The organism is Paenibacillus sp. J22P277, assembly GCF_059383675.1.
Genome location: NZ_JBXENS010000005.1, coordinates 231429 through 256646 on the forward strand (window position 1 = coordinate 231429; position 25218 = coordinate 256646).

Annotated in this window: 22 protein-coding genes; 19 read left to right on the plus strand and 3 right to left on the minus strand. The window is 59.0% G+C overall.

Annotation, left to right across the window (positions count from 1 at the left end; translation table 11 throughout):
• The first annotated feature begins 232 nt into the window (after window positions 1-232).
• The 13 genes from AC50YL_RS18205 to AC50YL_RS18265 all read left to right on the plus strand — a co-directional run bounded on the left by AC50YL_RS18205 (window position 233) and on the right by AC50YL_RS18265 (window position 16031).
• The gene (locus AC50YL_RS18205) at window positions 233-2542 is read left to right on the plus strand and encodes a glycoside hydrolase family 3 N-terminal domain-containing protein (RefSeq protein WP_494833674.1); all 2310 of its coding nucleotides are present in this window, start codon (window positions 233-235) and stop codon (window positions 2540-2542) included.
• 412 nt (window positions 2543-2954) lie between these two features.
• A complete protein-coding gene (locus AC50YL_RS18210) occupies window positions 2955-3542 on the plus strand; it encodes a class I SAM-dependent methyltransferase (RefSeq protein WP_494833675.1) in 588 nt (195 codons plus the stop codon).
• Window positions 3543-3596: 54 nt separating this feature from the next.
• A complete protein-coding gene (locus tag AC50YL_RS18215) occupies window positions 3597-4217 on the plus strand; it encodes a DedA family protein (protein ID WP_494833677.1) in 621 nt (206 codons plus the stop codon).
• Between the two features lie 467 nt (window positions 4218-4684).
• The gene (locus tag AC50YL_RS18220) at window positions 4685-5794 is read left to right on the plus strand and encodes a glycoside hydrolase family 172 protein (RefSeq protein ID WP_494833678.1); all 1110 of its coding nucleotides are present in this window, start codon (window positions 4685-4687) and stop codon (window positions 5792-5794) included.
• A 27-nt stretch (window positions 5795-5821) separates the two neighbouring features.
• Window positions 5822-6943 carry a glycoside hydrolase family 183 protein gene (locus AC50YL_RS18225; RefSeq protein ID WP_494833679.1) on the plus strand — a complete coding sequence of 374 codons (1122 nt, stop codon included), beginning with the start codon at window positions 5822-5824 and terminating at the stop codon, window positions 6941-6943.
• An 88-nt stretch (window positions 6944-7031) separates the two neighbouring features.
• A complete protein-coding gene (locus tag AC50YL_RS18230) occupies window positions 7032-8504 on the plus strand; it encodes an ABC transporter substrate-binding protein (RefSeq protein ID WP_494833680.1) in 1473 nt (490 codons plus the stop codon).
• A 76-nt stretch (window positions 8505-8580) separates the two neighbouring features.
• The gene (locus tag AC50YL_RS18235) at window positions 8581-9468 is read left to right on the plus strand and encodes a carbohydrate ABC transporter permease (RefSeq protein ID WP_494833682.1); all 888 of its coding nucleotides are present in this window, start codon (window positions 8581-8583) and stop codon (window positions 9466-9468) included.
• 24 nt (window positions 9469-9492) lie between these two features.
• On the plus strand, window positions 9493-10317 hold the full coding sequence (locus AC50YL_RS18240; protein WP_494833683.1) for a carbohydrate ABC transporter permease: 825 nt from the start codon (window positions 9493-9495) through the stop codon (window positions 10315-10317).
• 30 nt (window positions 10318-10347) lie between these two features.
• Window positions 10348-12621, plus strand: coding sequence for a DUF6259 domain-containing protein (locus AC50YL_RS18245; RefSeq protein WP_494833684.1), 2274 nt, complete (start codon window positions 10348-10350; stop codon window positions 12619-12621).
• Between the two features lie 86 nt (window positions 12622-12707).
• Window positions 12708-13703: a zinc-dependent alcohol dehydrogenase family protein gene (locus AC50YL_RS18250; protein ID WP_494833685.1), complete on the plus strand. Its 996-nt coding sequence runs from the start codon at window positions 12708-12710 to the stop codon at window positions 13701-13703.
• Between the two features lie 100 nt (window positions 13704-13803).
• Complete coding sequence (locus tag AC50YL_RS18255; protein ID WP_494833686.1) at window positions 13804-14820, plus strand: LacI family DNA-binding transcriptional regulator; 1017 nt, start codon at window positions 13804-13806, stop codon at window positions 14818-14820.
• A 281-nt stretch (window positions 14821-15101) separates the two neighbouring features.
• On the plus strand, window positions 15102-15449 hold the full coding sequence (locus AC50YL_RS18260) for a winged helix-turn-helix transcriptional regulator (RefSeq protein ID WP_494833688.1): 348 nt from the start codon (window positions 15102-15104) through the stop codon (window positions 15447-15449).
• Window positions 15450-15656: 207 nt separating this feature from the next.
• Window positions 15657-16031: a VOC family protein gene (locus AC50YL_RS18265; RefSeq protein ID WP_494833690.1), complete on the plus strand. Its 375-nt coding sequence runs from the start codon at window positions 15657-15659 to the stop codon at window positions 16029-16031.
• Window positions 16032-16216: 185 nt separating this feature from the next.
• On the opposite strand, the gene AC50YL_RS18270 is transcribed toward AC50YL_RS18265, so the two are convergent.
• On the minus strand, window positions 16217-16795 hold the full coding sequence (locus AC50YL_RS18270; RefSeq protein ID WP_494833692.1) for a TetR/AcrR family transcriptional regulator: 579 nt from the start codon (window positions 16793-16795) through the stop codon (window positions 16217-16219).
• A 183-nt stretch (window positions 16796-16978) separates the two neighbouring features.
• On the opposite strand from AC50YL_RS18270, the gene AC50YL_RS18275 reads away from it, so the two are divergent.
• Window positions 16979-17722 carry an SDR family oxidoreductase gene (locus AC50YL_RS18275; protein ID WP_494834445.1) on the plus strand — a complete coding sequence of 248 codons (744 nt, stop codon included), beginning with the start codon at window positions 16979-16981 and terminating at the stop codon, window positions 17720-17722.
• 128 nt (window positions 17723-17850) lie between these two features.
• Here AC50YL_RS18275 and AC50YL_RS18280 read toward each other — a convergent pair whose 3' ends face one another.
• Window positions 17851-18693 (minus strand): SDR family oxidoreductase, encoded by an 843-nt coding sequence (locus AC50YL_RS18280; RefSeq protein WP_494833693.1) that lies wholly within the window; start codon window positions 18691-18693, stop codon window positions 17851-17853.
• Between the two features lie 143 nt (window positions 18694-18836).
• Between AC50YL_RS18280 and AC50YL_RS18285 the strand changes: the two genes are divergently transcribed.
• Both AC50YL_RS18285 and AC50YL_RS18290 read left to right on the plus strand, forming a co-directional pair.
• Complete coding sequence (locus AC50YL_RS18285) at window positions 18837-19400, plus strand: TetR/AcrR family transcriptional regulator (protein WP_494833694.1); 564 nt, start codon at window positions 18837-18839, stop codon at window positions 19398-19400.
• A 249-nt stretch (window positions 19401-19649) separates the two neighbouring features.
• Window positions 19650-20840, plus strand: coding sequence for a GNAT family N-acetyltransferase (locus AC50YL_RS18290; protein ID WP_494833695.1), 1191 nt, complete (start codon window positions 19650-19652; stop codon window positions 20838-20840).
• A gap of 81 nt (window positions 20841-20921) precedes the next feature.
• On the opposite strand, the gene AC50YL_RS18295 is transcribed toward AC50YL_RS18290, so the two are convergent.
• Window positions 20922-21662 (minus strand): MBL fold metallo-hydrolase, encoded by a 741-nt coding sequence (locus tag AC50YL_RS18295; protein WP_494833697.1) that lies wholly within the window; start codon window positions 21660-21662, stop codon window positions 20922-20924.
• A 181-nt stretch (window positions 21663-21843) separates the two neighbouring features.
• Between AC50YL_RS18295 and AC50YL_RS18300 the strand changes: the two genes are divergently transcribed.
• From AC50YL_RS18300 to AC50YL_RS18310, 3 genes are all read left to right on the plus strand, one after another.
• Complete coding sequence (locus AC50YL_RS18300; RefSeq protein ID WP_494833698.1) at window positions 21844-22302, plus strand: MarR family winged helix-turn-helix transcriptional regulator; 459 nt, start codon at window positions 21844-21846, stop codon at window positions 22300-22302.
• 139 nt (window positions 22303-22441) lie between these two features.
• Entirely contained in the window at window positions 22442-23194 is a 753-nt protein-coding gene (locus AC50YL_RS18305) for an SDR family NAD(P)-dependent oxidoreductase (protein ID WP_494833699.1), read from the plus strand.
• A gap of 407 nt (window positions 23195-23601) precedes the next feature.
• Entirely contained in the window at window positions 23602-25215 is a 1614-nt protein-coding gene (locus AC50YL_RS18310) for a response regulator (RefSeq protein ID WP_494833701.1), read from the plus strand.
• Window positions 25216-25218 lie beyond the last annotated feature (3 nt).

The following is a 25218-nucleotide window of genomic DNA, read 5'->3' on the forward strand; positions in this document are numbered from 1 at the left end:
GGTCAACTACGCCCGTAGCAAGGCGGAAGCAAGATTTGCTACTATTTATGGTGATCAAAAGCATGATTTCCGGCTGATATAACGAAAAAAGCATCGGTAATAAGGAAATGTATTCATGATTATACACGTTATGGATAATCTGGCAAATGAAAAAATAAACGGCATCTCTATCGAAAACAACTAGCGCGGACTCTTGGCTAACGCTCGCCGCGCGAACGGAGGAATGCGCCAAATGGAAGCTTACCGGAACAAGGAATTGGACGTCGAGCAGCGGACCCTGGATCTGCTGGCACGCATGACGCTGAAGGAGAAGGTCGGCCAAGTCAATCAGCGCATGTACGGCTGGGATGCTTACCGCCGGACCGCCGAAGGCATCGAACTGACAGAGGCATTCAAGCGCGAGGTCGCCTTCGGGGACGGAATAGGCGCCTTGTACGGCTTGTTCCGGGCCGACCCGTGGTCGGCGGTGACGTACGAGAACGGCATTGCGGCCGCGCAGAGCGCCGATGCCGCCAACAGGGTGCAGCGGTATGTTCGCGAGCATACGCGCCTCGGCATTCCCGTGCTGTTGTCGGAGGAATGCCCGCACGGCCATCAAGCGCTCGACGGCACGCTGATTCCGACGAATATCGGGATCGGGTCAACGTGGAATCCGGAGCTGATGGAGCGCGTGTACGGTCGCGTCGCTGCCGAGATTCGCGCGCGCGGCGCTCATGTGGGCTTGATCTCCACGCTCGACATTCTCCGCGAGCCCCGGTGGGGCCGTTCGGAGGAATGCTTCGGCGAGGATCCGTACCTCGCTGCGCGCATGACGGAATCGGCGGTGCGCGGCCTGCAGGGCCATTCGCCGGAGGCGCTGAAGCGGCCGGACAAAATCGCGGCGCTGCTCAAGCATTTCTGCGCGCAGGGCGCCGCGCTCGGCGGGCGCAACTCCGGTCCGGCGGGAATCGGGGAGCGGGAGCTGCGCGAGATCCATCTGCCCGGGATGCTGGCTGGCGTTCGGGCGGGCGCGAAAGGCTGCATGGCGGCCTACAACGAGATCGACGGCGTTCCCTGCCACGCGAACAAGCGGCTGTTAACCGGCATTCTTCGCGAGGAATGGGGATTCGAAGGCGTGGTCATGGCGGACGGACAAGCAATCGACCGCCTGCTTCAGATGACGGGCGATTACGAAGGGGCTGCGGCGATGGCGCTGTCGGCCGGCGTCGACCTCAGCCTGTGGGATACCTCCTTTACGACGCTCGAAGCGGCGGTAAATGCCGGAAAGGTAAGCGAGTCGACGCTCGACCGCGCCGTGCTGCGGGTGCTGCGGCTAAAGTTCGAGCTGGGCTTGTTCGACGAACCGTATACGGACCCGTCCGCGGCCGCAACGTCGGTCGGCAGCGAAACGTTCCGGCTCGATAATCTGCAGGCGGCGCGCGAATCCGTCGTCCTCTTGAAGAACGAGGGAAGCCTGCTGCCCCTTGGACCGCGTTACCGCAAAATCGCCGTTATCGGACCGAATGCGGACCATATCTATAACCAGCTCGGCGATTATACGTCGACCCAGCCTCCAGGCAAAGGGGTTACCGTGCTGCAGGGCATCCGCCAAGCCGCCCCTGCCGGCACGGAAATCGTCTATGCCGCGGGCAGCGGCATCCGCGGCGGCTCGCCCGAAGCGCTGCGGGAAGCGGTCGAAGCGGCCGCGAACGCGGACGTCGCCGTGCTCGTCATCGGCGGAAGCAGCACCCGCAACTTCGATATTCGCTTCGATACGAATGGCGCGGCTATCACGAACGACGGCCTGCCGGGCGAGATGGATTGCGGCGAGGGGGTCGACCTGGCGGATCTCCGGCTCGGCGAACCGCAGCGGGCGCTCGTCAGGCGCATCGCGGAGACGGGGACGCCGGTCGTGGGCGTCGTGATTCAAGGCCGGCCGCATGCGCTGTCGGATATCGAGCCGCTCTGCGGCGCGCTGCTGTGCGCCTGGTATCCGGGACAGGAGGGCGGCCGGGCGGTCGGGGAAATCGTGTTCGGGCACGTCAATCCGAGCGGCAAGCTGCCGGTCTCGCTGCCGAGGTCTTCGGGACAGCTGCCGGTGTATTACAATTACAAGGACGGCGGCCGCAGACCGGGCTATGTCGATCTGACGGGGGATCCGCTGTACGGGTTCGGACACGGGCTCAGCTATACGTCCTTCGGTTATGACGGGCTGCGGCTGGAGCCGGACGTCATCTCCGCGGAGGCGCTCGAGCGGGGCGGCCGCGTTGCCGTCGCGGTGAATGTGCGGAACACCGGCAAGCTGGCTGGCGAAGAGGTCGTGCAGCTGTACGTGAAGGATCTGGAGGCGAGCGTGACCCGGCCGGCAGCCGAACTCAAGGGCTTCCGCAAGGTCAAGCTGGAGCCGGGCGAGTCCCGGACGGTCGTGCTGGAGCTCGGGATGGACGAGCTGGCGATATGGGATGCCGCGATGGCGTTCGCCGCGGAGCCGGGCAAGGTACGGATCACGGTCGGCGGCAGCCTGGCCGGCGACTGCACGGCAGAGCTTACGATTGCGGGTTGAATGGATAATTGCCGCCAAAGGCATGCGCTGTTTATGCTGAAAAGCCCGCCTCGGCGGGCTTTTTGCCGTTGGCCGCGGATTCGGCGACTGCGATGCAATCTGCGCGGCACGTCCGCGGTGAACGCCGGTAAGCCGGCAAGATCCGGTTCGAAACGAGCCCGGTGAAGGAATTCGATCGCGACGCGAGGTTAAGCCGTTCATCGCGCAGCACTGGATCAAAGGAGGGGGACTTAAGCACGCATTCGTGCTATAGTCACAGTAGACGGTCGGGATCAGCGGAAAGAAGCGATCTCCCGCAAGCCCTTCGGGCAATCTTCAGAAAAGATTCAGAATCTCCGCCGGTGAATCCAAAGATTATTCGGCTAGGATGAGATGGATCGCATCTGAACGATTGAATCGAGGAGGCCCTAGCATGCAGGTTGGTCCGAGAACGCGTATTCAAGATCATATTCTGTTCCTGTCGCGATTTCTGAGCTCGCCCGGCGTTATCGGGAGCGTGACCCCGAGCTCGAAATTTCTGGCCAAACGGATGGTGGACGCTGTACCATGGAATCAGGTCCGTTATGCCGCCGAGCTCGGAGCCGGCACGGGCGCGGTCACCGCGTCCATTCGGAAAGCCAAACGAACGAACGCGACGATCCTGCTGTTCGAACAGGACCGTCGCCTGCGCCTCAAGCTGCAGCGCGAGTATGCGGATTTCCCCTGCTATCCGGATTGCCGCGGGCTGGAAGCCGCCATGCGCAGCGAAAACATCGAGCGGCTCGATTGCATCCTTAGCGGACTGCCTTTCTTCAATTTTCCGCAGGAGGTTCGCGATCGTCTGGTCGATCAAGTCTATCGCGCGCTGCGGCCGGGCGGATTATTCATTGCGTTTCAATATTCCCGGCAGATGAAGAGGCAGCTGGGCGAATTGTTCGAGATCGAGCAGATTGCGTTCGTGCCGCTTAATTTTCCTCCGGCGTTCGTCTACGTATGCCGGAAGAGAGAGCGGAACGATTAGGAGCCGGGGGCGGATCAGGCATCGGCCGCCCGGTACGAAAAGAGGCAGGTTGAAATGGACTACACGAGCATGTTGGGACTGATTCAGCATTTAGGCTATGCAGCGTTGTTTTTCGTCTTGTGTCTGGGCTTGATCAGCATACCGGTCCCCAATGAAGTGATCGTCATGACGGCCGGCGCGGTGTCGGCAAGCGGAACGCTGCTGCCCGTACCGGCATTCGTATGCACGTTTCTGGGCGTCGTGTCCGGCCTATCGTTCGGCTATACGATGGGGCGAAAGTACGGCAGGCCGCTGCTGAATCGGCTGCAGAAGAAAGAGCGGATGGGGAAAGCCCTGCATTTCGCGGAAAAGCTGCTTTCCAAATACGGCAAATTCGCGCTGTGCGCAAGCTATTTCTTCCCTCTGGTCCGTCATGTCATGCCTTATCTGGCGGGGATGAACCAGATGAATTTCAAGCTGTTCGCGGTCTTCTCCTACGGAACGGGGCTGGTATGGACGCTGATCTATTTCTTATTGGGCCGCTTGATGGGCAATCAAGTGCAGGAAGCGGGCTACGCGATCTATTATTACGGGATGCGCGCGCTTGGACTGCTGGCGGCGGCGGCGGCGGTGGTGCTGCTGGTCCGTTGGATCACGCGGGCGCGGAACGATCACAAGCGGACGTTGGGCCAATGAGAATGTCGGATCGCCGGCCGCAGGGTTAACAGAAGAAATTGGAAAAAAACAGTTGACGGATATCCTTGCCATCCATTACGATGAACATGTATTCGATAAGTAATCGATTACATACTGTGAAAAAGGAAGTCGGAGCAGATGTTCTCGACTTGCGCGCATCGAATCATTCACCTATACCAGCGGCGTCGGATACAGGAAGCACTATCTGCGCCGCTCTCGAAGACTGGTAATGTAAGCGGTTACGAGAACTTCGAATCGGGATTAGGGGTAGGTATGCTCGCAAGGATTGCGACATCGGTGCGCGATTTCGCGTCATTGTTCTGCAATCGATTGCAGATCGGGTCCCAATCCGAAGGTGTTTCATTGAGCCTTCTTCCGGAGAAGGGTCTCAGAAGGATGGTATGAAAGAAATCCACTTGCAGAATGTGGGATCGATTGCACAAATTTCGACAAAAGGAGTGCTCGGCATGGACGCACAGACCAGCTTAACTTCACTCAGTCAAGCCAGGGCGGGAAAGCGCGGACGCGAATCCAGCTACGACCGTACAGGCGGCAACAAGGATTTTTTTACGATTAAGCCCGGCGATAACATGACGATTTGCCGAATTCGGGGGGCCGGCGCCATCACGCATATATGGATGACGATGGCGCCGGACGCCCCGGTCGAGGAGGCTTTCCTGCCGCGCAAGATCGTGCTGCGCATGTACTGGGACGGCGAGACGGAGCCCAGCGTGGAAGCGCCGATCGGCGACTTTTTCGGCATGGGCCACGGCCTTACCCGGAACTACGCCTCGGCTGCGCTCATGATGAGCCCGGAGGACGGGAAGGCGTTCAATAGCTTCTTCCGGATGCCGTATGCAACCGATGCCAGAATCGAGATCGGGAGCGAAGCCGAGCATCCGATCAAATTTTACTTCTATATCGACTACGAAGCGTATGACAAGCTGCCGGACAACGAGCTTCGCTTCCATGCCAAGTGGAACCGGGAGAATCCGACGGACGGCATACCGGATGCCGGGATCGATAACGCCGATTACGAGTTCGGCGGCAACAATACGACCGGCGACGGCAACTACGTCATCCTCGAGGCCGAAGGCAAGGGCCATTATATCGGCTGCAACTTCAACGTGCATAACCTCCGCGCGACCAACGAATGGAACTGGTACGGCGAAGGCGACGACATGATCTTCATCGACGGCGAGCCTTGGCCGCCGACCCTCCACGGAACGGGCATGGAGGATTACTTCAACACCGCCTGGTGCCCGCAGCAAGAGGTATGCACCCCGTACCACGGCATCATTATGGGCGGCGGGCCGAATTGGAGCGGTAAAATCTCGACGTACCGGTACCATATCCTCGATCCGATCATGTTCGAGAAGAGCGTCAAGGTTACGATCGAGCACGGACATAACAACCATCGCAGCGACGACGTCTCGTCGACGGCGTACTGGTACCAGCAGGAGCCGCATCGTCCGTTCGCGGCACTGCCGGAGGTCGATCGGCGGCTTCCGCTTCCGGACGTCAACCCGTTCGACGGGAAGAGTCTCTCCCGAATCTTCGGCCATTCGAATCCGTAACGCGAAATCAAGGAATGAGGTGACCTATTGAAAGCGACGACCGGATTGGCCGCCGCCGCAGTCCTGCTCTTGATCGCGTCGGGCTGCGCGGACGAAGGCGAATCGAATCCGATGCTGGAATCGAAGGGGAAATCGTTCATATTGAAGGGCGTCTCGGACGTGACGAAGGTTTCGCAGATCACGGGAGCGGATTCGCCGAACCAAACGGATCGGTACGCGGTGTACGGCACCGATCTGGGCTCGATGTTCAACGTTGGCGACAAAACGTATTTCGTCTTCGGCGATACGTTCGGCGAACGCGCCGCGGATCAGATCGGAGGCGGCGGAAGCTTCTGGCGCTCCAACGCGATCGGGTACGCGGCGGACGCCGATCCGGCGGACGGCATCAAGCTGGACGGCATGATCGTCGACGATACGGGCTTGGCGAAGGAACTGCTGCCCTCCAAGAAAACCGACTACGACGAAATGACCAAGATACCGACGCACGGGTTATCCGCGAACGGCGCGATGTACCTGTACTATATGTCCGTCAATCACTGGGGCGATCCAGGCAAATGGGACGCCAACTACGCGAGCGTCGCGAAATCCGTGGACGAAGGCCACAACTGGACGCTGCTGGATCAGCTGAAATGGCCGGGCGACGGAAACTTTATCCAAGTCAGTCCTTATGAGGTTCAAAGCGGCGGCGACGATGCGGATATTTACTTCTGGTGCGTTCCTTCGGGCCGTTTCGGCGGCGTCCAGCTGATGAAGGTCGGCGAGGCGGACATCGAGAAGATGGCGGAATACCGGTACTATGCCGGCACCGACGAACAGGGGGCTCCGATATGGAGCGCGGATCAAGCCCGGGCGAAGACGGTCGTCGACGATACGGCCGGCGAGCTGTCCGTCGTATGGAATCCGTACCTGGACCGTTGGCTGATGACGTACCTCAAGGAAGGCGAGGGCGTCGTCCTGCGCGAAGGCTTGGCGCCTTGGGGACCGTGGGGCGACCCGATCGATCTGGTCGCGGCGTCGGAGCAGCCGGGCCTGTACGCGCCGTTCATGAACGACCGCTATACCGCCGACGGAGGCAGGACCATTTATTTTACGTTATCGCTCTGGGACCCGTACAACGTCTTCTGGTTCAAGGCTGATTTGGATAAATGAAAGCGGATTCAGTTCGCGAATCACCCGTCTGGTTTAAGCGCATAGCGTGCGTTTAAATAGCATGTCCATTCAAAGGGAGGCTTTTTACATGCAGCCAAAAAAGGGAAAAGTCACGTTCAGCCTTGCACTGCTTTCCGTTATGCTCGTATCCTCGCTTGCCATGTCGGCTTGCGGCAACAACGCCGGTAACGCCGCGAATGGTTCCAACGGGAACGCGGCCGGCAACGGCGCCGGCAGCAATGCCGCCGGCAACGACGCAAACGCCGGCAACGCCGCGAATGCCGGCAATGCCGGAAACGAAGGCGACGCCGCGGCCCCGGCCGAGAAAACGACGATCGAATTCTGGGCGAACCAATTCGAGAACACGACGAACGATTGGTTCAAGAAATGGGTGGCGGAATTCAACAAGTCGCAGACCGCCGTCGAGGTGAAGATCCAGATCGTGCCGGGCGACGCATGGGCGCAGAAGATGAAAGCGGCCCAAGCCGCGGGCAAGGCGCCGGACCTGTACACGATGAACTACGGCAGCGTCGCGAACTCCGCGAAGCTTGCGCAGATCCAGCCGCTCGACGGCTTGATCGACGGGGCCAAATTCGACGACGTGTACGACAATATCAAGGATTTCGTGTCGGCGCAGGGCAAGTATTATGCTTATCCGATGCTCGTCGAACCGTCGGCGGTCCTGTACTACCGCAAGGATTTGTACGAGAAGGCGGGGCTTGATCCGGAAAAGCCGCCGACCACGTGGGCCGAGCTGATCGAGAACGGCAAGAAGCTGACCGAGAAGGGCGTATTCGGGCTCGGCACGGGCGAGAACGCGGGGGATATCGGATGGTCCTCGTGGGGCCTGCAGTACGGCGCGGCCGGCCATCTGGCGCTCACGGACGACTGGTCCAAAGCCGACGTCATGAACGACGGCTACAGGGCGGTCGTCAACTTCTACGCCGATGCGTACAAAGCGGGCATCCTGCCGAAGCAGGCGCTCGCGGGCTATACGGATATGGCGCCGTTCGGCCAGGGCAAGCTGGCGCAGCAGATCAACGGTTCTTGGGGAATCGGCCAGCTTCGCAACGATTTCAAGAGCCTGCTGGACAAAGTCGGCGTCGCGCCGATGCCGTCCAAGGACGGCGACCCGACGGCGACGACGGCGACGCTCGGCGGCTGGTCGCTCGTCGTGGACGGCAAATCCAAGCATGCGCAAGAGGCGGCGACGTTCATCGGCTACCTGCTCGCCGGGGATCCGAACGTCATGATCGATTTCTTCAAGACGGCGCAGTTCTCCAAGTTCTCGCCGCGCAAATCGGTCGACGAGGCAATGAAGAACGATCCGGCGGCCTCGCAGGATCCGTGGCGCGCCCTGATCGCCGAGAAGGTCATTCCCTTCGCGAAGGCGGAGCCGATCTATCCGTACGACGTCAGCCTCGCGGTATCGACGGCGGTCGAATCGGCCATGAAAGGCACGGATACGGAGAAGGCGCTCGCGAAAGCGGAGAAGGACATCAACGATTTCATCGCCAAATCGAAGCTGGCCGGCACGAATCCGAAACAAGCCCAGCAATAGCATAACCGGATGCCGTCCGGGGCGCTTAGCGCCCCGGACCGTTATTCCGATCCCCTGACTACGGTGGTGAGAGGCAGTGTTCAAAAAAAATTTCCGCCACGATAATCGAACGGCCTATTTGCTGCTGGCGCCGATCCTCGTGCTGTTGACCGTTTTCGTCGTCATACCGTTCTTCTATTCCGTCCGCGTCAGCTTCTTCAATTGGAGCTTCTATCAGCCCTCCAAGTTCGTAGGGGTCGACAACTTCTCGTTCGTCCTGACGGACGACCGCTTCCTCAAATCCGTATGGATCGGACTGAAGTTCGCGCTGATGGTCACGCCGGCCACGCTGATCGTGTCCTTCCTCTTCGCGAACGTCATCAAAGGCATGGGCAGCAGGATGTCCGGCTTCGTCAAGACGTCGATCTACATCCCGACCGTCATCTCCGGCATCGTCGCGTCCGTCATCTTCGTGTTCATCTACGACTATATGGGCGGCCTGGCGAACTACGTGCTCGGCCTGTTCGGCTCCGAGCCGAAGGCCTGGCTGGCGGAAGTCGGCACGGCGCTGCCGAGCATCGCCGTGCCGTCGGTATGGCTGGGCTTCGGTCTTACGACGCTGATCTTGCTGGCGGGCCTGCTCGACATTCCGGAGAGCTACTACGAAGCCGCGGATCTCGAGGGTGCGGGAACATGGCAGCGGATGCACTATCTGACGATTCCGCTGCTCAAGAACGTCTTTCTCTTCCTCACGGTCACCGGTTTCACGGCGAACATCTCGCAGTACGAGTTATCGCTGATCATGACGAACGGCGGGCCGCTCGATTCGACGATGACGCCGAACCTGTACATTCTGACGCATTTCCGCAACGACGTGATGGTCGGCAATTCCATAGCGGCGTCGCTGCTGCTGTTCGTCGTGCTGGGCAGCATATCGGCGGTCATCTTCAAGGTGCTCAATTCGGATAAAGCGATCGACGGATAACCAATCGGAATGGAGGATACGGATATGCAAACCAAACGCTCGGCCGCCAAGATCGCGCTGACCGTCGTGGCGTTGTTCTTCACGCTGTTGGCGCTGTTTCCGCTGGTCTGGGTGATCATCGCCGGCTTCAAGGAGAAGACCGAGGTGCTCTCCACGCCGTTCCGGTTTCTTCCCCGGCAGTGGCTGGCCGCCAACTACCTCGATATTTTGAAGGACGCGGCCTTTCAGGAGGCGATGCTGACCACGTTCGGCGGCGCGCTGCTGTTCGCGGTGCTGAGTCTCGCGGTCAATTCCGCGGCGGCTTACGTGTTCGCCAGGCTGGAATTCCGCTTCAAGCCGTTCATGTGGCTGTACGTCATCACGACGATGTTCATTCCGGGGATGGCGATCCTGCTGACCTCGTTCATCGTGGTGAACGAGCTGGCCATGCTCGATACGTTCGCGGTGCTCGTGCTCCCGGGCATCGCTTCCGCCGGATCGATGTTCTTCATCCGGCAGTTCTATCTGAATATCCCGCTGGCGCTGGAGGAAGCCGCGCTCATCGACGGCGCGGGCAGACTGCGCATCTTCACGAGCATCTTCGTGCCGATGTCGTTTCCCGTATTCGTCATCGTCGGCATCGGCGCCTATCTCGGCTATTGGAACTCTTTCGTCTGGCCGACCATGACGATCACGAACCCGCATCTGTTCCAGATCATGCAGTACCTGGCGACGTTCCGCTCCGAACGCTCGACGGAGCTCGGCATGCTGATGGCGGGCTCCGCGCTGTCGGCGATTCCGACGATCGTGCTGTTCCTGATCTTCCAGAAGTACATTATCTCGGGCGTCAAAATATCCGGCTTGAAATAACGCCGCGGACAAAGGGAGGCGCATTGGCGCATGATCGTGCTGGAAAACGAGCGAATTCGGCTCGAAATCGGCGAGGAGGACGGCGTGATTCGCGGTCTTACGGACCTCGAGCGCAAGTTGGCTTTCATCGGCGGGCAAGCGGACGGAGAGCCGTTTCGCCTGGAGACGGACGAAGGGACCGGCTGTTCGGTCGTTTCGTTCGATTGGCGGGCGGAACGCTTCGAATCGGGCGACCAGCAGGCGAATTTGACTTGGCGGACGCCGGAAGGCGTAACGGTGCGCGCCAGAATCGATCTGGCGCCCGGGGCGAGCGAATTGGAATTCCGCTGCTCGGCGGACAACGGCTCGGCCGTCAGGCTGCTCAGCCTGGAATACCCGGTGTTTCCCGGCATCGGAACCATCACCGCCGAAGGAACGGACGATTATGTCGCGCATTCGTTCGCGACCGGGGTGAAGGTTCGCAATCCCATGAAGCATTTCGCCGCGGACGGCCCGGGGCTGCGCTATATGCCGTACCCGGAAAGCTTCTCCGGCGCTTCGATGCAGTTTTTTGCCTATTACGGCATGAACGCGGGCGGGCTCTACTTTGCCGCGGCGGATGGGGAAGGATGCCCGAAATGGCTGAATTTCTTCAAGAACGTCAACGGCAAGCTAGAGGCTTCCTTCATCCATGGCTGCGAGGATATGGGGCCGGGCAAAGGAATCGCGCCTCCCTATGCGGTTCAAGTCGCGCTGCTCGAAGGACGCGATTGGCACGAAGCCGCGGAACGGTACAAAGGCTGGGCGCACGCCCAGCGCTGGTGCGCCGGCGGCAAGCTGGCCGACCGGCCGGAGGAGGAGAACGGCGACGGCTGGCTGCATCGTGAGATGGGAGTCTCGACGTTCGGCATCAACGCCGGTTCGGACCGGACGGCTTGGCTGCGCGCCTACCACGACCATATCCGGACGCCGATGTTCCACGTCCTCGGGCCGGATTGGACGAATGCGCCGCAGACGTTTTACAAGGGCGTGCCCGGCGGCTTCGACGATTGGTTTCCGACGAGGTTCAACGAAGCCAATCTCGCCTGCATGAAGGAATACGGGGACAAATTCGCGCCGTTCGAATTCGATTATCTCTATCATTTCGAAGGCGCGGACGGCGAGCTTGGCCGGGCGGCCGCCCAGACCTTCCCGACGAACAAGAAGAGCATCGACGCGTACCGGTTTCCGTTTCTCTGTCCGGCCCATCCGTACGCGCATGATTTCCATGTTCGGCGGGACGAAGCGCTGCAGCGGGCGAACGACGTCGATGCGATCTATTACGATATCTCGGCCAATAACATTCTCAAGATCTGCATGGACGACTCGCACGGCCACCCGGTCGGGGCCGGCCGCTTGATCGAAGAAGCCTATCGCCGCAACTACGCGGATACCAAGCAGGCCATGAACGCCGCGGCCGGCCGCCGCGTGCCGATGGGAACGGAAATGATGAACGAGACGATGCTCGGGCTGATCGATTATTATCAGGCGCGGGCTGGCGGCCAGCCGGCGGCGCCGCTCGAGCTGTGGCCGCTCCGCGAGCTGCTCAAGACGGGCGATGCGGAGCTCGTGCCGATGTTCGCGTTCGTCTACCAGGAATACGGCGCGCTTCGCATGGACGGCTGGGGCAAGCTGACCGAGGAAATCGGGGAGCTGTACTTCTTCACGGTCGCCCGAACCTATCTGTGGGGCGGCCTGTACGAGTTGAATTACGAGTACAGCCCGATGGAAGCGCTGGACGGCAGGGAGAACGCCCCGGAGGAGCACTATTATCCGTTCGAGCCGCGCGGCTATGCGTTTTCGCCCGAGAGCGCGTCGTATCTGGGCGCGTTCGCGAAGCTGCGCGTCGGCCCCGCGAACAAGTATTGGGCCTACGGCCGGATGCTGCGTCCGCTCGCATACGAAAAGGCCCGCGTGCGCATGGATTGGTTTCACTATAATCACGGGAAGGATTCCCCCGAATACAACGATGCCGGCACGTTGGAAGTCGATGCGGTGATTCATTCCGCGTGGGCGTACAAGGATGAAAGCATCGGGTTGTTCTTCGCGAACGCGAGCGGCGCGAGTCAGACCGTCAAGACCAAGCTGGACGCCGCGGCGCTAGGCTGGGAACGGGACTTGGACAAAATCGCGCTTTCGTTCTTCCGCGCGGAGAAGGACGCGGAGAAGCATGGTCTTGCGCCGATCGAATCGGACGCCGAGAAGTACGTCTGTGAGCCAAACGAATCGGGCGAGGTAGAATTCCGCATTCCGCCCAGATGCGCCGCCATGATCGAGCTGATGTAGGCGCGCGCCGCGCGCGGGTCCAAGAGATTCATCGGTATCGCTTCATTCACCGGAGCAGCGCAATCTGAACGAAAGAGGTGCAGGAAATGAAAGCATTGGTCATGGAGGAGCCGCGTCGTGCGGTCGTCAAGGAGGTGCCGTATCCGTCCCCGAAGCGGGGAGAGATCGTCATCGAAGTGGTTCAGGTCGGCATTTGCGGGACGGATTTTCATATCTTCGAAGGGGAATTCCTGTCTCCTTACCCGCTTATCCCGGGTCATGAGTTCTCGGGCGTCGTGCATGAGCTGGGCGCGGACGTCGAGGGATTCCGGATCGGCGACCGCGTGACCGCCGATCCCTCCTTGTTCTGCGGCCGCTGCCGGTATTGCCTGACGAATCGGGGCAATCAGTGCGAGCGCTGGGGCGCGCTTGGCAATACCGTTGACGGCAGCATGGCGGAATACGTGGCGGTGCCGGCCCATAACGCGGTCAAGCTGCCGGATTCGATGTCCTTCGAGACGGCGGCCTTCGTCGAGCCGATGGCGTGCGTCGTTCACGCGATGAACCGTCTGCAGCTGAAGGCCGGACAATCCGTGCTGCTGTTCGGGGCCGGCGCGATGGGCTTGCAATTGGTTCAATCGCTGTCGCGGCTCGGCGCGGCCGGCCTGACGGTCGTGGACGTATCGGAGCGCAAGCTCGCGCTGGCCCGCTCGCTTGGGGCGACCGATGCCGTTGCGGCGCGCGAGCTGGCGCGCTTGGCCGGGCGAACCTTCGACGTCGTCGTCGACGCAACCGGCATTCCCGCGGTGATCGAAGGCGCGTTCGCTTTCTTGGGCAAGACGGCGACCTACCTGCAGTTCGGCGTTACGCCCAAGGACGCCTCCATTCGCGTGAACCCGTTCGATCTCTACCATCGAGACTGGACGATTCTCGGATCCATGGCGATCAACCGCACGTTCCTGACGGCGTTCGATTGGGTAAGCGAGGGTCGCGTCGCGCTCGAACCGCTCGTGTCGCAGGTGATCGCGCTCGAGGAAACCCCGGCGTTCCTGGCCCAGCCGAAGGACCCGGAATTGCTCAAAGTGCAGATCAAAATCCGCTGAATCGGCCGCGTGATTTTGTTTGCCTAATGTACGGTTAGGTGATACTGTGATCTTAACAATTTTTTCAAACTGGGCTTGGCCACGGAGGAAACGCATTGACATGGACAACAATACCATATACCATATCGCGGAACGGGTCGGCGTTTCTCCCTCTACCGTATCGAGAGCGTTGTCCGGTAGAGGCTATTGCGGTCAAGAAACGAGAACCAAAATCCTGGCCGTCGCCAAGGAATTGAATTACGCCCCCGACAGCGCGGCTCAAATACTAAAAATGCGGCAGACGAAAAAGATCATTTTCGCCGTTCCCGATATTTGCAATCCGTTTTATTTCGATATGATCAACGGCATCAATCAAGTGCTGGAGGAACACGGCTACCTGCTCATTCTGATCTACACGAAGCACAGTTTGAAAGAAGAGCTCAGAGCCATTCAAAACTTGAAAGAGAAGGTTGCCGACGGCATGATCATGGTATCCTTCAACTTCAACGAGGTAAATATCGGCGCGATCAACGCGATTCAAGCGCCGGTCGTGCTCACGAACAAATACGTGTCGCCAAACGGCGACGACCGCTTCGATTACGTCTATACCGATACGTACGTCGGCATCAAGCTGGGAACGGAGCATCTGATCGCGCAGGGCATCGAGCGGATCGGCTACATCGGGGGAAGCAACGCCGAGCAAACCGGCTATCAGCGTTTCTGCGGCTATCGCGACGCATTGGAGAAGGCCGATATTCCCGTCCGGATGGAGTACGTCGCCGAATCCGATTATACGGAGAACGGCGGCTACCTGACGGCGAAAGCATGGCTGTCGCGCCCCGACCTGCCCCATGCGATCGTCGCCGCCAACGACTTGATGGCGATCGGCGTCATGAAGGCATGCGAGGAAGCCGCGCTGCGGATTCCCGAGGATATCGCCATCGTCGGCATGGACAATCTCGACATCTCTTCGCGCGTCCATCCGAAGCTGACCTCGGTCTCGCTGAACCAACAGGAGATCGGCCGCCGATCGGCGCAAGTCCTCATGGACCGGCTGCTCGGTAAACCGCGCGAAGAGGCGGAGAACAAGCTGCTGCCAAGACTGGTGGTCCGGAATTCCAGCATTCGGCCGGAATGACCGATGGCGGTCTCTAAGCAATGAACAAGGGAAAGACCGTCCGGGCGTGGCTGCCCAGACGGTCTATTCGGCATTATTCGGCCTGCGGCATATGCCGCCACCGAGCGGCAAGCGGGCATTGTTTTACGTGCCGGGCCTCGTCGAGTCCACGCTCGCGGAGTCGACTTGTCCGGCGACAAATGCTATTATGATTCAAAAGTAACATTTAGGATGGTACAAGCTTCAGTGAGACATAGTGTCGTTCAGGTTATTATTGCATTCGGGGAGAGGTCGACGCATCCATGAAAACCTATTACTGCGATCTGGAAGTCGCGATGGAGATTATCGGCGGAAAATGGAAAAGCCTCATTTTGTACTATTTGATCAAAGGCCCGAAACGGACCGGCGAATTAAAACGGCTCGTGCCGAGCATATCGCAAAAAATGCTCATTCAAACCTTGCGGGAGTTGGAAACGGACGGGTTGATCCACAGGCAGATGTACAATCAAGTGCCGCCGAAGGTCGAATATTCGACGACCGGGCTCGGGCAATCGCTCGAGCCGATTTTAAGACTGCTTTGCGGTTGGGGCGGCGACTACGCCGAGAAGTCGTTTGCGCCCGGGGAAGTGCAAATTTTGCATTACGACTGAACGAACGCCCGCTTATCCTCCGTTAACAATTGTAATCGAAATGACATCTTATTTTCATCTTGGCTTAACGAAGGCGGCCTATAATCAATCTCGACCCCCTTTTTATAGAACAAGCTTAGACCCGCAGCCCGTTGCCGCGGGTTCTTTTTTTGCTTGTCGCAAGACTCGGAATGCGAATCAAACACTTGTTCATGGAGGCGATACGCGTTGAAACTACAAAGCGGCTATTCGTACATTCCCGTCAGCGATTTTCGGCAAGCATTGGAATGGTATGCCGAGCACCTGGGCTTTTCCTTGGCGGTGGAGGATCCCATCGGCTGGGAAATCAGAACGGAATCGGGCGTGCGGGCGTTTCTGATCCACAACGACGAAGGTCGCGTCACGTCGCAAATGAAATACGCGGATGGCGAGCAGGCGGCGTACGGTTTTACCGTGGAAGGCGATATTTCCGCGCTTTATCGGCAATTCCGCGATAAAGGCGTGCGGGTAGGGAAGTTGACGGAGTATCAGGGTTTGTCCTTCAAGCTCTTCGATCCGGACGGGAACGCGATCGAGCTTTGGAGCGATTATCCGGAAAATTGAAGACCGGTTGCAGCATAAATAAGTTGTTTTCTCGCGATATGGAAATAATAGGGTTATTAATGTAACCAAAATGACATGTTAATTTTATCTTGGCTTAACGAAGGCGGCCTATAATCAATCTCGACCCCCCTTTTAATAGAGTAAGCCTCGAACCCGCAGCCCGTTGCCGCGGGTCTTTTTTTGCTTCATTGCGCAGGGTGGATGTCATTCTTCTCGAACAATCGCCACAGCTGATCGGCCATGTAAGCAGGAGGATGCGGCATGTCGTGCTGAATCCACCATTCCACGATCCCGACGAAGGCCGAGGCCATGAATTGCGCATTCAATTCATCGTTGATGGCCGACCGGCGTTTCCGGTCATGGAGTTTCCGTTCGACGCTGGCCGAGACGAACTGCAGCAGGCGTTCCCGGAACACGAAGGTTCTGCGGTTGGCGAACATGGAGGAGAAGAACAAGAAATGCGCCTCGAAATATTCGAACACCGGCTGCAGCTCGCTGATTAGCGAGACATGCGGCTCGTTGTTATCATGATGGTTGCAGAACGTGATCAGCTTGTTCAGATGGTCCTCGATGCTTTTGTCGAGCAGGTCGTACTTGTCCGCAAAGTGCAAATAAACCGTGCCCCGGTTCACGTTGGCGCGTTCGGAAATATCGTTGATGGTAATATGCTGGAAATCCTTTTCGGAGAATAGCTCCAAAAACGCTTTGTTGATCGCTTCCTTGGTCTTGACGATTCGTCTGTCGATTTTCGCTTCGGTCGCCATATCGGATCGGCCTCCTCCAGTTAATGAACACTTTGGCTCCGGATGTCGGATATGAAACAAACGCGGTCACATCGGCGATTGAAGTCCTTTCGCATCCCTATATAATAATAATCAACGAACGCCATTTAATCAACGCGTGTTGAATAAGGCGTTTGAAAATGAGTGCAGAAGGGAACGATCGCGTTGGAAAACATAGCCGATAAAGTGGTCATCATAACGGGAGCATCAAGCGGAATCGGAGAAGCCACGGCCAAGCTGTTGGCGCAAAAAGGAGCCAAGGTAGTATTGGCGGCAAGAAGAGAGGAGCGGCTGCAAACGATCGCGGGCGAGATCGAGGAAGCGGGCGGGCAAGCCGTTTACCGGAAGGCGGACGTGGTCTCCTCCGAGGATATGCGGCAGCTGGCTGCGTTCGCGCTCGAGCGATACGGCCGGATCGACGTGCTCGTGAATAATGCCGGGGTCATGCCGGTGTCGCGGCTGAACGAGTTAAGGGTCGCGGAATGGGATGAAATGATCGACGTGAACATCAAAGGCGTGCTCCATGGCATCGCCGCGGTTCTGCCGATCATGAGGGAACAGCAGTCGGGCCACATTATCAATGTTGCTTCGGTCGCCGGCCATTCCGTCAGCCCGACCTCTTCCGTATACAGCGGAACCAAATTCGCCGTCAGAGCCATAACGGAGGGTCTGCGCCAGGAAGAATCGCCTTCGTCCAATATCCGCGCGACCATCGTCTCGCCGGGGATCACGGAGTCGGAGCTGCTTAACACGGTAAAGAGTCCCGAGGTGCAAGCGATGGCGGGCCATTTCCGCGGCATGGGCATCTCGCCGTACCGGATCGCCGGCGCTATCGCTTACGCCGTCAACGAACCCGCGGATACCAGCGTCAACGAAATCGTAATCCGACCCACGGTTCAGAGCATGTAAGTATTGTCTGCCGTTGCGACTGTCGCGATTCAACAAGTTCGTCCGCGACCGCATAAAAAAGCGCCGGGACCCCAAGGTCCTCGGCGCTTTTTCATGTGCCTCTCCCGATAATCGCATCCTGCCCGACTTCATTCGTTCGGCGGGAAGTCCGTCGAGAAGGCAAGCTCGCGCTGCGCTTCCAGGGCCGCGAGCCGTTCGGAAAGCGCTTTGTGAATCGCGTTGTAGGAATCGCTGCCGAGCGCGAGCCGCAGCGGGGCCGGATGCTGATCCGCGCTGTCGATCATGATCCCGGCCATCTTGGCGGGATCGCCGATCGAGAGCTGCGCGGCTTCTTCGATAAAGCGCCGCGTCATGCTGGCGGGACTGGTCTCGTAGGCGTCGATTCGGGCGCCGAGACGGGCGCTGCCGTACCGGAACGCCGTCCGCGCGCCGCCGGGCTCGACGATCGTGACGCCGATATTGAACGGCGCGACGTCCTTCATCGTCGCTTCGATGAAGCCCTCGATTCCCCATTTGCCCGCATGGTACAGCGATGCGCCGGGATTCGTGGCTTGACCGCCGTAGGTGGACACCTGCATGATGCGGCCGCCTCCTTGCGCGCGCAGATGCGGGAGCACGGCGCGAACCACTTGAATCGAGCCGAGCAGATTGGTATCCAATTGATGGCGAATTTGCTCGTCGGTCAATTCCTCGGCCGCTCCGAAGAGGCCGTATCCCGCGTTGTTGACCACGACGTCGATCCTCCCGAGGTCCGCGAACGCCCTGTTCACGACAAGGCGGATCGCCGGCGAGTCGGTTACGTCCAGATGTGCGAGCCAGAGGTGGTCGCCGTATTCCGCCTTGAGTTCATCCATGAGTTCCATCTTGCGTACGGTGCCTGCGACCCGTTCGCCGCGGGCGAGAAGCTGTTCGGTCATATGGCGGCCGAAGCCGCTGCTTACTCCTGTGATAAACCAAGTGCGCGTCGTCATGATTGGGCATCCTTCTTTCGAATGAATTCAGTTTCGCATAGAAATTATAACTAACTGTTTAGTTATATTTTAAGCTTTCATATCCGTTTCGTCAAATGGTATAATGTGCGCACGACTATTTTACCCCGGGGGGATGGTAGAGAATGGGGAACGCCGACGCAACCCGAGAGCGCATCCTGGAGGCGGCCATGGCGGAGTTCTCCGCGTTCGGCATTGCGGGCGCCCGAGTGGACCGCATTGCCAAGGCAGCCGGATGCAACAAGAATCTGATCTATATATACTTCGAAAACAAGGAAACGCTCTTCGCCACGATCCTTCAGAAAAACCTGACGCGCGTCTACGAGGAGCTCGCCTTCACGCCGGAGGATCTGCCCGGTTACGCGGCGCGCGTATTCGATTTCACGATGGCGCATCCCGAATTGATGCGGTTGATGGCTTGGTTCAGCCTGGAGCAGAAGACCGACAGTCCGGCGGAACGCGGCCTCGTTCACGACGAGAAGTTGGAGGCGTTGACGAGCGCGCAGAGCGCCGGGCAAGTGGGAACGACCTTCGGCCCGTGGTTCCTGTTGACCGCGATCATGACGCTCGCGACGGCTTGGACGGCGGCGAATCCATTCGGCCCGTCGCTCGACCCGCATGCCGCGAAGGACCCGGACGCGCTGAGGGACGCGATCGCAAAAGCGATCAAGCTGCTTGCGCAGGGCTAAGTCGGGCGGGATATTCGCTTAGAACTATCGCATATGCCTATTCGCATCGGATAAAGGGAGGCATTGCGAGCGCCCGTGCGTCGAGGGCGTTTTTTGCTAGATCGGCCGGTTCGCGATATGCCGCTTCGCGTCGCCGCGGGCTTGCATTACGATGTCAAGCTTCCGGGAGATGGAACCGAAAGAAACTTTTCTCAATTCCGGTCGTCTAACGTGTTGGCAACTATTCATTAATTCGAACGAGGTGATCGCATGAACGAGATTCGTACTTTGCAGCCGCAGGAGCTCCAGGAGAGCATCGCGCTCTCGCAGTTTGCGTTTCAATACGAGCTGACCGCAGAACAACAAGCCGAGCAGATCGGTAAGATGGATCCGACGCAATTTTGGGGATATTTCAAGGATGGGGCATTGGCGGCCAAGCTCCAGGTCATACCGTTCCATACGTGGGTGAACGGCCGCCGCTTCGCGATGGGCGGGATAGCGGGCGTGGCGACCTGGCCGGAGTACCGGCGGGGCGGCATGGTGGCGCAGCTACTGGGGCAAACGCTGAAGACGATGCGGGATCGCGGGCAAACGCTTTCTTTCCTGGCGCCGTTCAAATTCGAGTTTTACCGCAAATACGGCTGGGAAACGTACGTCGATTATTTGAGGTACGAGATTCCCGCGGACAAGCTGCCGAAGTTCGAAGCGGCCGAAGGCAGCAAGGTCGTGCGCGCGGACAAGAACGGGGAGCTGCTGAACGCCGTCTACGAGGCTTACGCGACGCAGTTCAACGGCATGCTGGAGCGGGACGAGCAGTGGTGGAACGACCGCTATTTGAAAGCCAAGAAAGGCACGGTCGCCGTCTATCTGAATCCGCAGGGCGAACAGCGGGGTTACGTGTTCTATCAAGTGAAGGACCGCACGGCGACCATTCATGATTTCGTATTCCTGGACGAGGAAGCAAGAAGAGGCTTGTGGAAATTCATCGCGGACCATGACTCGATGATGACCAAGGTGGAGCTGAATGCGCCGGCGGACGACCAGCTTCCGTTCCTGTTGCATGATCCCAGGTTCAAGCAAGAGCGGACCACGTATTTCTCGGCGAGAATCGTCGATGCCGAAGCGTTTCTGGCTCAATATGCATTCGAAGCGCGCGGAGACGCCGAACCGCTGTATCTCCGCATCTCCGATCGGCATGCCGAGTGGAATGAAGGCGTTTACCGGCTGGCCTTTACGGATGGCGGGGTGAACGCGAGCGTCACGAAGCTGTCCGACGCGGATGCGCCTGCGGAAGAAGCGCTGGCGAGCTGTTCGATCCAAACGCTTGCGGCCCTGCTCCTCGGCTATCAGAAGGCGGGCTTCATGTCCCGCATCGGCCGTCTCCGGGGCGCAGACGAACAGATCGCCCGCCTCGGAAGCGCGATTCCGCAGCGGACGACCTATTTGATGGACTTCTTTTAAAGTTATTCATCGGCTTGCGGAAACGAAGCATGTCAACCCCCGCAGCCGAAGCTTCCCTTTAGGTTCGCCGCGCGACGGGGATCAGACGGTATAAATCTCGTTCGTTTGCAACAAGCTTACGGGAACGCGGTCCTGCGCACGCTCGGTCAACCGATTGATCAGGTCCGGCGTCTGGGTATAGACGGGCGGGTGATGCGCGGCCTTGTAATGGATGGGAATCAGCCTCTTGGCACCGAGGATCTCGGCAGCCGTGACCGCTTGTTCCGGCGTAAGGCAGATCGGCTGATCGCTGGTCGTCTTCACGTGCGGAAAGCGCGTCACGGCTCCGTTCACGGGCAGGCAGGCGGCATCGAAATCGCCATAGGCTGCAGCCAGCTTCCACCAGTATCCGTGCCACAACGTATCCCCGGCATGAATCATCTGCTTGCCGCCGGCCCGGACGATCCATGAGCGCTGCGGGTCGCCCGAACCGTCTACCGCGTTCACCGCGATTAACGTAAACGGACCGGCTTCGAAGCTGTCGCCGACGGCCGCGCCGGTTACGTTCGTTAATCCTTTGGACGCCGCGAGCTGGACGATTTCGTGGGGGACGAATACCGGAATATCCGAGCCGTAAGCCGCGATGATCGCTTCGGGGTCGAAATGATCCGGGTGCTGATGCGTGATCAGGACGGCGTTGGCGGTTCCGTACGTCGCCAGAGGAGAGAACGCCTCGTGAGGCTCGCCGAGCATGGCGGGAAAATGATGAAGCGGGTCAATGACGACGGCGGCACCTTCCAATTCGACGCGAATGCCGGCCCAAGGAAGCTTTTGAATGTTCATGAGAATCAATTCCTTTCTCTATCGGGTTCGTTTTTAACCGCTAATGACTAACTTAGAAGGTTATAACCGTAGTATATCCTTGTTATTATAACCTGTAAAGATTAATTTTATAGGTTATATTTTGCGATGCGCTCATGACTCTTCGTAGAGGAATGATAAACTTGATTAAGTGCATATACACATGTATACTGTCTACATGAATGATCTTGGACCTCTGGCCTGTCACTGCGTCGTCGCCCGGCAGATGAACCGTTATCTGTCGAAGCTGTACGAACGCCATCTCGCGCCGTCGGGAATTACCGCTACCCAACTGGCCATTTTGAGCTTTATTGAACGGAACCGCGAAATTACGATGCACGAGCTGGCGGAGCTGTTGTTGATGGATCGGACCACGCTGCTGCGCGCGTTGAAGCCGCTGCAACAGCAGGGGTTCGTGCTCAGCGCCCGTCATCCCGAAGAGCCGCGCAAGCATCTGCTTTCCCTGTCGCGGAGCGGAGCGCTCAAGATCGAAGAGACTTTGCCCATGTGGGGGAACGCGCAGTCGGAATACGAATCCGAGATCGGCTCCGAGCGCGCGCGCGCGCTTCGAAGCGACATGATCACGATCGCGCGGGAAGGCTTGCGGCATCTCGGCGATTGATCGGGCTTCATTGAAGCGACCTTGACGAGCCATGCAGAGAAGGACTGCGGAAGGCTCGCAATGCTTCATTCCCCCTAATGTGCATATACACATTACAAGCAATCATTCATATCCCATCCCATCGAAAGAGGTGCAGTTCATGACAAGCGCATTGCAAGGCAAGATCGCCGCGATTACCGGCGGAAGCACGGGAATCGGTTTGGAGACCGCCAAGAAATTCGTCGCCGAGGGAGCCTACGTGTTTATTACGGGCCGTCGGCAGGAGGAGCTCGATGCCGCGGTGGCGGAGATCGGGGCCAACGTTACGGCTGTGCAGGGAGACGTTACTAGCTTGGCCGACCTCGATCGATTGTATGCCGTCGTGAAAGAAACGAAAGGGAAGCTCGATATTCTCTTCGCGAACGCCGCCATCGCGGAAGGCGCGCCGATCGAAGCGATCACGGAGGATCATTTCGACCGTCATTTCGATATCAATGTCAAGGGCATGGTGTTCACGGTTCAAAAGGCGCTGCCGCTGATGGGCGAGGGAGCGAGCATCATTCTCACGAGCTCGATATCGGGAATCTCGGGCACGGCCGGGCTGAGCATCTATTCGGCAACGAAAGCCGCGATTCGCAACTTGGCCCGAAGCTGGGTGCTGGACCTGAAGGACCGCAAAATTCGCGTGAACGCGATCAGCCCGGGCTCGACCGAGACGCCGGGGCTCGCCGGACTGGCCGGCCCGGGAGCGGACGTCGCCGGATTCTTCGATTACCTTAGCAGCCAGATTCCGCTCGGCCGGAATGGTCAACCGAACGAGATTGCCGCCGTGGTCGCCTTCCTGGCTTCGGATGCCGCAAGCTTCATCAACGGCGCCGACATTCAGGTAGACGGGGGTTCGGCCCAAGTGTGAATGCCGGCCGGTGACCGGGGCGCCGGACTCGGCAGCGTCCCGCTCGGCAGATACGCGGGCATTCCGTTCGCCATAGCATGACATCTTCGCAGCGAAATCGGCGTAAAAGCCGATTCGCTGCTTTTTGCGTTCCCCTGCAAACCCGCGATGCGCCGCGTCGGTCGCATGTTGTCGAATAAGTAAAATATAGGAAGATGCGACAATTATTTTGTATGTTGATGGAGCCTGTCGCAATTTTGCAGCTCTGAATATGACAAATTTAGGATGCGGATGTCAGTCCGGTTATGCTAAATTATTGGATACATCTTGGCGTGAAACTAACAATCGGGAATAAGGCGGTGATATGAAAACCGAAGCAGACAGGCAGAGCCCGACTTGAAAACGTATACAACGAAAGGGTGAATGATTTGTTTTCCTTATTGGTTGTGGAGGACGAGCGTTGGATTCGAAGAGGACTTTGCGAAACGATCGATTGGACGACGGAGGGCATCCGCTTGACGGGAGAGGCGGCGGACGGGGAAGAAGCGATGCGCATCATGGAGCGCAGTTCGCCGGATATCGTCATTACCGACATCGTCATGCCCGGGATGGACGGCATCACGTTCCTCAAGAGCATGCGGGAATCGAAGATGGCGTCGCAAGTGATCATCATGAGCGGCTACAGCGATTTCGAATACGCGAGAACCGCGCTGAAGAACGGCGCGTTCGATTACGTGCTCAAGCCGATCAACGAGCAGAACATGCTCGGCGTCATTCGGCGCTGCGTGCAAGAGCTGAGGCGGAAGCGGCAAACCGAAACCGAGCTGCAGCAGCTGGCCTGGTCGGCGCGGGAAACGCTTGTACTCGCGCGGCAGCGCCTGTTCGAGATGCTGCTGACCCGGGAGCCGCATTCGCCCGGCTGGGTGGCCGGGCAGATGAACGCGCTGCAGGTCGACCTCGATCCGAGCCGGATTCGCGTGTTCGCGGTGAAGGTCGTGGACTGGGGCAGCAAAGCGGAAGCGGCCCGGGATCGGGCGCTCCTGCTGTACGCGCTCGGCAACATGCTCGAAGAAACCGGCGGGCGGTTCGGCCCGGTCGCGGCGTTCCCGGTTCATCACCCGAGGAGCGTCGGCGAAGCGGACTTGGTCATGCTTCACTCCGAGCTGGAATCGATCGGCGGACAAACCCCGGCGGTCGCCGGCGAGCTGCCCCGGCTGATCGAACAAGCCGGAGAAATGCTCGGGGTGCGCATCGGCATCGGCTTTTCCGCGGAGTCGCACCACGGCATGCTGTCCGATCTGTTCGAGGAGGCGCTGCAAACCGCCGCGCATTGGTTCTACGAAGGCGGCGGGAAGCTGTTCGGCGCCGAGCGGACGATCCGCGTCCCCATGGCGGACGTGCCGTATCAAGGTCCGATCGGTTGGGACGGAAGGTTCGCGTCCGCGCTGAACATCGGCGATCCGCGGCTGCTCGAGCAGCTAGCGCGTGAGTTGGGCGAGCATCTGCGGCTGCATCGGGACCTTTGCCGGCCGCTCGCGATCCGCAGGGGGCTGAGGCTGCTCTTTCAGAACGTCCATCGCAATCGCGCCCAAGGCCGCGCGCAAGCCCCGGAAGCCGAGCCGGCCTTCCCGACGGAGCTGCCCGACTGCACGTTGGATGCGCTGACTGACGTGCTGCTTGACGCGATATCCAATACGGGGCGGTGCGAGCGCCCGGCCCGCAGCCGCAAATGGATCGTCGAGCGCGCATTGCGGTACATGGAGAGCAGCGGCGACCAGGTGACGATGAACGACGTCGCGGCGCATCTGTATTTGAACCATTCGTACTTCAGCAAAGTGTTTCACGAGGAGATGGGCGTCACGTTCAGCAAATACGTGCTTCGCTCGCGCATCGACGCCGCGAAGCGGCTGCTCAAGGAAACCCCGCTCAAAATCTACGAAATCGCCGGCCAGGTCGGCTATAGCGATATCCGCCACTTTACGAAATTATTCAAGGAATTCGAAGGCATGACCCCGGTGCAATATCGGGAATACGGCGTTTGAGAA